The following is a 9,445-nucleotide window of genomic DNA, read 5'->3' as shown; positions in this document are numbered from 1 at the left end:
ACCGCCTCCTGCTTGAATTCCAATGTGTAGCGCGCCCTCGGCGCAGCCTTCGGCTTCGTCATTTCCGCTCTCCTTGCTGACATTGCATCACTCAGCATGGGAGACGGTTTCTGGGGGCAAGGTCAGACTGCCCGGGGCATGCAGCCCGAGGTGGATCGCCGCCATGACCGCCTGGGTGCGGGTGTTGACCTCGAGCTTGCGGAAGATCGCCTGCACATGGGTCTTGACAGTGGCCTCCGACAAGTCGAGCTCGCGGCAGATGGCCTTGTTCGACTTGCCCTCGATCATGCGCTCGAGCACCTCGCGCTGCCGCGCCGACAGCGGCTCGCGATGCTCGGCGGCCACCGCCTCGGGCAGCAGCAGCAAGCGCCGCAGCAGCGCCAGCAGATCCTCCGAGCCGACCTCCTTCGGCAGGAAGGCGCTGGCCCCCAGCCGGCGCAGCTCCAGCGCCAGACCGGCCTCGGTCGCGCCGGACACCACCACGACCGCGGTGCCCGGGCACGCCCGGCGCAGGCGCTCGAGCGTCAGCACGCCGCGGCTGTCGCGCAGCATCAGGTCCAGCACGATCAGATCGATGTCGGGATGGCGCTCGCACTGGCGCAGGGCCAGGTGGAGCGAACCGGCCTCCAGCACCCTCAGCTCGGGCAATCGCTGACGCAGCAGCAGCGCAAGGCTCTCGCGAAACAGCACATGGTCATCGACCAGCAGCACGGTTCTCATGATCAGACTCCCCCTGGGCGCAGCCCTGCGGCCCGCCGGCGGATTCCGGCTGGCCGGAACTGCTCATCACACCTTGATTGTGCAGACGCGCTGGATCAGGCCGGCTTGCGGGCCGTCAAGCCACAGCCTCAACCCTATGGCTGATCCCCGAGCCGCAGCGGCGCCGGAACATGCAAGATGGCGTCACCCCCGCCCTCCCCGGCCTGTCGCGCCATGCTCAGCCTGCGTCTGCCGTCCGTCCGCGCCCTGTCCGGCCTGTGGAGGCTTGTCCTGCCCGCACCTGGACCCATGCCGCCTGCGCTCCTGCTGCTGGTGGTGGTGCTGCTCGCCGGTCCTGCGCGATCCGCCCCGTTGGCGACGCCTTTGCCGCTGCAGCAGCAGCTTCAGGCCGAATTCCGCAAGGAAGGCGAGGCGCGCTGGCGCCCGGTCACCCTGCCGGACAGCTGGCGACGACGCGATGAGCTGCCGCGCGGCACCGGGCTGTACAGGATCCGGCTGCCGGCATCCACGTCGGCCGGCGCCGACCTGGCGCTCTGGATCGAGCACATTCCCTCGCGTCACCGCATCCGGCTCAACGGCCATCTGCTGAGCGACCGCGCCGGACAGGAGCGGCATCTGCTGAGCATCGGCACCACCCTGGTGCGACTGCCGCCATCCGCGCGGCGGCAGGACGGCGTCGACCTGCTCGAGATCGAGGTGGCGGGCGATTTCCCGCGCGCCGGCCTGGGCGTGCTGCACATCGGGCCCGAGGACCTGCTGCTGCGCGGGCCGGTATGGTCCTGGCAGCAGCAGCGCCTGGCGGTGCAGCTGATCAATGCGGCGGCCAGCGGCATCGCGCTGTTCATGCTGCTGCTGTGGGCGGTGCGTCGCAACGAGCGCGCCCTGGGCTGCTTCGGCCTGCTGGCCCTGCTGGCGACGCTGCGCAACCAGGCCTATTTCAGCATCGCCAGCCCGGTCCCCGGCCCGCTCAGCAGTCTGCTGTTCTATCTGCTCCAGCTGCTGACCGTGGTGCTGCTGGGGCATTTCGTGCGCGCCCATGTTCAGCAGGAAGCGCCGCGGCTGCGCTGGCTGCTGCAGGTCGGCGGCGGCACGCTGGCGCTGGCGGGCACGATCGGCATCCTGGCCGGCCAGAGCGATGCGGTGCGGCAGCTGGCCTATCCGGTGCTGATCGTCATGGTGCTGTGGTCCCTGGCACTGATGGTTCGGCATGCGCCCGGCGCCAGCACGTTCCAGCGGGCGCTGATGCCGGCCGGCATGCTCGCGGTGCTGGTCGCCGGCGTGCACGACTACCTCCATCAGACCGGCCGCACCACGGTCAGCGATGCCTACTGGACCCCGTTCGCGGTGCCGCTGATCGTGGCCGTCTTCGCGGCTCAGCTGCTGTCCCGGCTGGCCGAGGGTCTGATGCGCGGCGACCGCGACCGCCTCGAGCTGGAGCGTCAGGTCGCGCTGCGCACCGCCGAGCTGAACGAGGCGGTGCAGGCCCGCAGCCGCTTCATCGCCTCGGCCAGCCATGACCTGCGCCAGCCGATGAGCGCACTGCGCATGCTGGCCGAGCTGCTGCACCAGACCCTGCGGGAGCAGCCGGTCGCGCCGGCCCGGACCGGCCAGCGCATCACCGAGCTGGCCGGGCAGATCGATCGCACCAGCCAGACGATGGCCAGTCTGCTCGACGGCCTGCTCGACCTGTCGCGCATCGAGGGGCGCGGCCAGCAGCCACGGCCGGCTCCGGTGCCGCTGCAGCCGCTGCTGCGCACCGTGGCGGCGGACTGCGATGCGCTGGCGATGGCCCGCGGCCTGCGGCTGATCGTGCGGCCGACCCCAGAGGTGGTCATCGCCGACGCGCTGCTGCTCGAGCAGATCCTGCGCAACCTGGTCGGCAATGCGGTGCAGAACACCCTGAGCGGCGGCGTGCTGGTGGGCGTGCGCCCGCATGGCCGCACGCAGGTACGGCTGGTGGTGATCGACACCGGCCCCGGCATCGACCCGGCCTGGCTCGACGACGACCCCCCGGGCGGCGGCCTGGGCCTGGGCATCGTGCGCCGCTGCGCCCGGCTGATGCAGGCCCCGCTGAGCCTGCGCTCGACACCGGGCCGGGGCAGCAGCTTCAGCCTGGTGCTGCCCAGGCTGACGCCAGCCGCACTCAGTCGTGCGTCATCGTCCTGAAGCACTCGGCCTCATGCTCGTCGACCAGTCCGAGCCGCACCGCGGCCAGCACCGCCTGCGTGCGATTGCAGACATCGAGCTTGCGGAAGATCGCCTGCAGATGCGTCTTGACCGTCGCCTCGGACAGGTCGAGCTCGCGGCTGATCAGCTTGTTCGACTTGCCCTCGACCAGCAGGCCGAGCACCGCCCGCTGACGCGGCGACAGCGGCTCGGGCTCGGCCGGCGCGGCCGACTGCAGCAGCCGGCGCACCGGCTCGACCAGCGCGTCGATGCCCAGCGACTTCGGCACGAAGCCGGCGGCGCCACGCTCGATCAGCTCGGCCGCCGGCATGTCGTCGACCGATCCCGACAGCACCAGCACCGGCAGCTGCGGACAGGACTGGCGCAGGCGCTCGAAGGTGGCCAGCCCGCGGCTGTCGCGCAGCTCCAGGTCGAGCAGCACCAGATCGACCGGCCGGTCCTGCGCCGCCAGCAGCCGCATGCCCAGGTGCAGGGAACCAGCCTCCAGCAGGCGAATCGGACCGAGGCGCTGACCCAGCAGCAGGCCCAGTCCCTCCCGGAACATCACATGGTCATCGATCAGCAGCACAGACTTCATGGTGCTTTCCTCCCCGCCGATGAATGTAGCGCCATGACCGACCATTCCACCGCCCTCTTCCGCTGCCCGCACGACCCGCTGACGGTGCTCGAGCGCGGCTGGCTGTCGGCCAACAACATCGTGCTGCACGGCCTGCCCGGCGAAGGCGCGGTGCTGGTCGACACCGGCCACTGCAACCACGCCGGACAGACCCTGGCCCTGCTGCACCACGCCCTGCAGGGCGAGCCGCTGCGGCGGGTGCTCAACACCCATCTGCACTCGGATCACTGCGGCGGAAATGCAACAGTCCAGGCCACATTCAGTTCACAGATCCTGGTACCTGCCGGATCGCTTGCGGCAGTCATAGACTGGGACGAAGACAGGCTGGGCTACCGACCGACCGGCCAGCGCTGCCCGCGCTTCGTGGCGGCGGGTGCGCTGGCCGCCGGCGAACGGCTGACGGTCGGCACGCGGCATTGGGAGGTGCTGGCCGCACCCGGACACGACCCGGACGCGCTGATGCTGTTCGAGGCGACCGACGGCGTGCTGATCTCGGCCGATGCGCTGTGGCAGAACGGATTCGGCGTGGTGTTTCCGGAGCTCGACGGCCTCGACGCCTTCGATCGGGTGGCCGAGACGCTGGCGCTGATCGGCCGCATCGCGCCGGCGCGGGTCATTCCCGGTCACGGCACGCCTTTCGACGATGTGCCGGCCGCATTGCAGCGCGCCGGCAGACGACTGTCCCGTTTTGTCGCAAATCCGGCACTGCATGCCCGTCATGCCGGCAAGGTTCTGCTGAAATATCACTTGATGGAAGAGCAGCAACAGGCTCTCGATGCGGCCCGTTCCTGGGCCGAGACCACACCGCTTTTCGAGTCGACCCGCAGCCGGGCAGGCTTCGACGGCCCCCCGGGCGAGTGGTTCCAGGAACTGCTGGCCGAACTGCTGGCCGTCGACGCACTGCGCCTCGACGACCAGCAGCGGCTTCACGATGTCTAGGGAGTGCACTCATGGATCAGTTGCGCGCGATGCGCGTCTTCGCCCGCGTCATCGACGAGGGCAGCTTTGCCGGTGCCGCACGGGCGCTCGACCTGGCGCCGGCGGTCGTCACCCGGCTGGTGGCCGAGCTGGAGGACCAGCTCGGCGCCCGACTCATCCAGCGCACCACCCGCAGCCTGGCCCTGACCGGCGTGGGCGAACGCTATCTGGAGCGGGTGCGCGCCATTCTCGCCGACGTGGACGAGGCCGAGTCGCTGGTGCAGGCCGCCAGCGAGGAGCCGCACGGCCATCTGCGGGTGATGGTGCCCTCGGCCTTCGCCAGCCATCAGCTCGCGCGCCATCTGCCGGCCTTCCATGCCGAGCATCCGCGCATCACGCTGTCGCTGACCTCGACGGTCGATCTCGCCAGCATCGACGAGCAGCATGACATCACCATCCTGGCGCTGCGCGATCCGCCCGAGGGCGATTTCGTCGCCCGCCAGTTCGCGCGCAGCGAGGTGATCCTGTGCGCCTCGCCGGCCTATCTGGCCCGCGCCGGCCGGCCGGTCGATCCGCTCGAACTCGAGCAGCACCAGATGCTGCTGCCGCCGACCTCGATGCTGCAGCGCGATGTCAGCTTTCACCATGACGGCGACAAGCGCTCGGTGCGGGTGCCCACGCCGCGCCGGCCGCTGCTGTCGACCGCGCACACCGACACGCTCTACGCGGCGGCGCTGGCCGGCCTGGGCATTGCCGGCCTGACCTCGCTGGTGGTGGAGGAGGCCCTGCGCCGAGGCGCGCTCGAGCGGGTGCTGCCGGGCTGGCATGCGCTGAGCCTGGGGCTGTGGATGACCATGCCCTCGCGCAAGCATGTGCCGGCGCGCACCCGCGCGTTCTGGAACTTCATGCTGCGCACCTTCGGCGACGCCGACCGTGATCCGTGGCAGACCCATCCGCTGTGCAGCGGCTCACCGACGCCGGTCTGACCTGGGCCTGATCCCGTCTGCCCCTCAGGCCGGGGGGACGCCGGCACCCTCGCTCGCCGAGCCCGGCCCGAAGGCGCGCCACCACAGCGCCAGCGCCACCGCCAGCACCAGTGCCGCATGGCCGAGCATGCTGCCGTCGCGGCCCGCCAGCACCAGCGCGCCCGTCTGCGCCAGCAGCGCTGCGATCAGGGCCGGACGCAGCAGGGCCCGCCAGGACAGGCCGCCGAGCGCTCGGCGCCACAGCACGCGGCAGGCCGAGGTGGTCAGCAGCGCGGTCACCAGCGCCGGCAGCAGGAAATTGCACAGGTGCCAGAAAGCGTCGATCGGGCCCATCGTCGGGATCTCCCGGGAGGTTCATCAAGCGGAAACATGAGCCTCATCAAGATGAGGAGTCAGGCCGGGGATCTTACAATCGCGCGATGAGCGTCTTCGCCCTCAGCCTGAACCATCACACCGCGCCGGTCGACCTGCGCGGCCGGTTCGCGTTCACGCTGGAGCAGATCCCGGCGGCGCTGCACGGCCTGCGCTCCGGCCTGTCGCGCGCCACCCCCGAGGCCGCGCTGCTGTCGACCTGCAACCGCACCGAGCTCTACATCGCCACCCCCACGCCGCAGAGCCGCACGCTGGTGCGCCCGACGCTGGAGTGGCTGGCCGCACACGGCGGCGTCAGCGCCGACGAGCTGCTGCGCCACACCCATGTGATGGAGCGCCAGGAAGCCGCGCGCCACGCCTTCCGCGTCGCCTCCGGGCTGGACTCGATGGTGCTGGGCGAGGCGCAGATCCTCGGCCAGATGAAGCAGGCGGTGCGCGAGGCCGATGCCGCCGGCATGCTGGGCACGACGCTGCACCAGCTCTTCCAGCGCTCCTTCTCGGTCGCCAAGGAAGTGCGCACCGCCACCGAGATCGGCGCGCACTCGATCAGCATGGCCGCCGCCGCCGTGCGCCTGGCCGGCCAGCTCTTCGAGGACCTGAGCCGCATCCGCATCCTCTTCGTCGGCGCCGGCGAGATGATCGAGCTGGCCGCGACCCACTTCGCCGCGAAGGCGCCGCGCCACATCACCATCGCCAACCGCACGCTCGAGCGCGGCGAAAAGCTCGCCGCGCAGTTCGGCGCGGAGGTGATGCGGCTGGCCGACCTGCCCTCGCGCCTGCACGAGTTCGACGCGGTGGTGTCGTGCACCGCCAGCGCGCTGCCGCTGATCGGTCTCGGGGCGGTCGAGCGCGCGCTGAAGGCGCGCCGGCGCCGCCCGATCTTCATGGTCGACCTGGCCGTGCCGCGCGACATCGAGCCCGAGGTCGCGCAGCTCGAGGATGTCTATCTCTACACCGTCGACGACCTGTCGGCGGTGGTGCAGACCGCCGGCGAGAAGCGCCAGGCGGCCGTCGCACAGGCCGAGGCGATCATCGAGTCGGGCGTGCAGAACTTCGTGCACTGGCTCGACCAGCGCGCCACCGTGCCGCTGATCCGCTCGCTCAACGCGCAGGCCGAGCAGTGGCGCCAGCACGAGCTGGCCCGTGCGCGCAAGCTGCTGGCCCGCGGCGACTCGCCCGACGAGGCGCTGGAGGCGCTGGCGCGCGGCCTGACGCAGAAGATGCTGCACGGCGCGATGGCCGAACTCCACAACGCCGACCCGCAGCAGCGCGCGCAGATGATCGACGCGGTCACGCGGCTGTTCCTGCGCGGCGAGAACCCGACCCGATGACGCCTTTCCTGCGCCAGCAGCTCGACCGCCAGATCCTGCGCCTTGCCGAACTCGACGCCGCCCTGGCCGATCCGCAGGTCATGGCCGACATCGGCCGGCTGCGCACCCTCACCCGCGACCACGCGCGCGTCTCGGCGCTGGCCGGGCGCTGGACGCAGCTGCAGCAGCGCGAGCGCGACCTGCAGGACGCCCGCGTGATGCTGGACGACGCCGACCTGGCCGAGATGGCGCGCGAGGAGATCGCCGCCGCCGAGGCCGACATCGCCCGGCTCGACGCCGAGCTGCAGACGGCCCTCTTGCCGCGCGACCCGGACGACGACCGCAGCGCCTTTCTCGAGATCCGCGCCGGCACCGGCGGCGACGAGTCGGCGCTCTTCGCCGGCGACCTGCTGCGCATGTACCTGCGCCACGCCGAGCGCCAGGGCTGGCAGGCCGAGATCATGTCGGCGAACGAATCCGACCTCGGCGGCTACAAGGAAGTGGTCGTGCGGCTGGCCGGCGACACGGTCTATGAAGCGCTGAAGTTCGAGTCCGGCGGCCACCGGGTGCAGCGCGTGCCGGCCACCGAGACGCAGGGGCGCATCCACACCAGCGCCTGCACGGTGGCGGTGCTGCCCGAGCCGGACGAGGCCGAGGAGGTCACGCTCAACCCGGCCGAGCTGCGCATCGACACCTTCCGCGCCAGCGGCGCCGGCGGCCAGCACATCAACAAGACCGACTCGGCGGTGCGCGTCACCCACCTGCCGACCGGGCTGGTGGCCGAATGCCAGGACGACCGCAGCCAGCACCGCAACAAGGCCAAGGCGCTGGCGGTGCTGGCCGCGCGGCTGCGCGACAGGGAACGGCTGGAGCGCCAGGCCCGCGAGGCCGCGACCCGCAAGGGCCTGATCGGCTCGGGCGACCGCTCCGACCGCATCCGCACCTACAACTTCCCGCAGGGGCGCCTGACCGACCACCGCATCAACCTGACGCTCTACAAGCTGGGCGCCATCATGGAAGGCGACCTGGACGAGGTCGTCGCCGCGCTGAAGGCCGCCCGCGCCGCCGAGCTGCTCGCCGAGATGGAAGCGCAGGCATGACCACCGTCGCCGAGGCGCTGCGGCAAGCGCGTGCGCAGGGGCTGGACCGCGCGGACGCGATGGCGCTGCTCGGCGCGCTGCTGGCGCGATCACGCACCTGGCTGCTGACGCATGACGACGCGCCACTCGACGACGCGCAGCAGGCGCGCTGGCAGGACTGGCTGGCCCGGCGGCGCGACGACGTGCCTGTCGCCTATCTCACCGGCCAGCACGAGTTCCACGGCCTGATGCTGGCGGTCACGCCCGACGTGCTCGACCCGCGGCCCGACACCGAGACGCTGGTCGACTGGGCGCTCGACGTGCTGGCCGCGCTGCCGCCGGGCCGCGCGCTGGTCGATCTGGGCACCGGCAGCGGCGCCGTCGCGCTGGCGCTCAAGTCGCGGCGGCCGGATGCGCAGGTCGGCGCGGTCGACCTCAGCCCGGCGGCGCTGGCGGTCGCGCGCGGCAACGGCGAGCGGCTGGGTCTTGCGGTCGACTGGCATGAGGGCGCATGGTTCGCGCCGCTGACCGGGCGCATGTTCGACCTGATCGTCAGCAACCCGCCCTACATCGCCGAGGGCGACGCGCACCTGCCGGCGCTGCGCCACGAGCCGCTCCTGGCGCTGACCTCCGGCGCCGACGGCCTGGACGCGATCCGCCAGATCGTCGCCGACGCGCCGGCGCATCTGGCGCCCGGCGGCTGGCTGCTGCTCGAGCATGGCCACGACCAGGCCGACGCGGTCGCGGCGCTGCTGCATGCGGCCGGCTGGCAGGCGGTAGCACACCGCCAGGACCTGGCCGGCCACCGCCGCTGCACCGGTGCGCGCCGACCGGACTGAGCGGCGCGGTCTCTTGCGGTCCGCAGGCCGGCGCTGCCGCTTTGCCTTATAAATCGGCCCTGATTCCCGATCCTCTTTCCCACTCCTCCCGAACCACGCCATGAGCACCCATCAGCAGATCGACGAACTCGTCAAGGGCAACCCGGTTGTCCTGTTCATGAAGGGCACCGCCCAGTTTCCGCAGTGCGGCTTCTCCGGCCGCGCGGTGCAGATCCTGAAGGCCTGCGGCGTCAACCAGATCACCACCGTCAACGTGCTCGAGGATCCGGCGATCCGCCAGGGCATCAAGGACTACTCGAACTGGCCGACCATCCCGCAGCTCTACATCAACGGCGAATTCGTCGGCGGCTCGGACATCATGATGGAGATGTACCAGGCGGGCGAGCTGCAGCAGCTGCTGGCACCGAAGGCCTGATGA

Annotated in this window: 10 protein-coding genes; 7 read left to right on the top strand and 3 right to left on the bottom strand. The window is 71.3% G+C overall.

The annotated features are described in order from the left end of the window. Positions 1-87: 87 nt before the first annotated feature. Positions 88-720, bottom strand: a complete 633-nt coding sequence (locus HZU84_RS14110) for a response regulator transcription factor (protein WP_149502581.1) — start codon at positions 718-720, stop codon at positions 88-90. Positions 721-1,008: 288 nt separating this feature from the next. On the opposite strand from HZU84_RS14110, the gene HZU84_RS14105 reads away from it, so the two are divergent. Beyond that, positions 1,009-2,886 (top strand): sensor histidine kinase, encoded by a 1,878-nt coding sequence (locus tag HZU84_RS14105; RefSeq protein WP_149502580.1) that lies wholly within the window; start codon positions 1,009-1,011, stop codon positions 2,884-2,886. On the opposite strand, the gene HZU84_RS14100 is transcribed toward HZU84_RS14105, so the two are convergent. Continuing rightward, the gene (locus HZU84_RS14100) at positions 2,864-3,484 is read right to left on the bottom strand and encodes a response regulator transcription factor (RefSeq protein ID WP_180692965.1); all 621 of its coding nucleotides are present in this window, start codon (positions 3,482-3,484) and stop codon (positions 2,864-2,866) included. The genes HZU84_RS14105 and HZU84_RS14100 overlap by 23 nt on opposite strands. Here HZU84_RS14100 and HZU84_RS14095 point away from each other — a divergent pair. Continuing rightward, complete coding sequence (locus HZU84_RS14095) at positions 3,455-4,462, top strand: MBL fold metallo-hydrolase (RefSeq protein WP_244954410.1); 1,008 nt, start codon at positions 3,455-3,457, stop codon at positions 4,460-4,462. The genes HZU84_RS14100 and HZU84_RS14095 overlap by 30 nt on opposite strands. Before the next feature lie 11 nt (positions 4,463-4,473). After that, a complete protein-coding gene (locus tag HZU84_RS14090; protein WP_149502578.1) occupies positions 4,474-5,427 on the top strand; it encodes a LysR family transcriptional regulator in 954 nt (317 codons plus the stop codon). A gap of 24 nt (positions 5,428-5,451) precedes the next feature. Here the strand turns inward: HZU84_RS14090 and HZU84_RS14085 are convergent, their stop codons facing one another. After that, positions 5,452-5,760 (bottom strand): hypothetical protein, encoded by a 309-nt coding sequence (locus HZU84_RS14085; protein ID WP_149502577.1) that lies wholly within the window; start codon positions 5,758-5,760, stop codon positions 5,452-5,454. 86 nt (positions 5,761-5,846) lie between these two features. On the opposite strand from HZU84_RS14085, the gene hemA reads away from it, so the two are divergent. The 4 genes from hemA to grxD all read left to right on the top strand — a co-directional run bounded on the left by hemA (position 5,847) and on the right by grxD (position 9,442). Next, positions 5,847-7,130, top strand: a complete 1,284-nt coding sequence (gene hemA / locus HZU84_RS14080; protein ID WP_149502576.1) for a glutamyl-tRNA reductase — start codon at positions 5,847-5,849, stop codon at positions 7,128-7,130. Then, on the top strand, positions 7,127-8,209 hold the full coding sequence (prfA, locus tag HZU84_RS14075) for a peptide chain release factor 1 (RefSeq protein ID WP_149502575.1): 1,083 nt from the start codon (positions 7,127-7,129) through the stop codon (positions 8,207-8,209). Before hemA ends, prfA begins: the two co-directional genes overlap by 4 nt. After that, complete coding sequence (gene prmC, locus HZU84_RS14070) at positions 8,206-9,027, top strand: peptide chain release factor N(5)-glutamine methyltransferase (RefSeq protein ID WP_149502574.1); 822 nt, start codon at positions 8,206-8,208, stop codon at positions 9,025-9,027. The genes prfA and prmC overlap by 4 nt, the downstream gene beginning before the upstream one ends. A gap of 100 nt (positions 9,028-9,127) precedes the next feature. Then, the gene (gene grxD / locus HZU84_RS14065) at positions 9,128-9,442 is read left to right on the top strand and encodes a Grx4 family monothiol glutaredoxin (protein WP_149502573.1); all 315 of its coding nucleotides are present in this window, start codon (positions 9,128-9,130) and stop codon (positions 9,440-9,442) included. Positions 9,443-9,445: the final 3 nt, after the last annotated feature.

This window comes from Sphaerotilus sulfidivorans (assembly GCF_013426975.1).
In the GTDB taxonomy this organism is placed as follows: Bacteria; Pseudomonadota; Gammaproteobacteria; order Burkholderiales; family Burkholderiaceae_C; genus Sphaerotilus; species Sphaerotilus sulfidivorans.
Note: the sequence above shows the minus strand (reverse complement) of the source record. Positions and strands in the feature narration are given on the sequence as shown.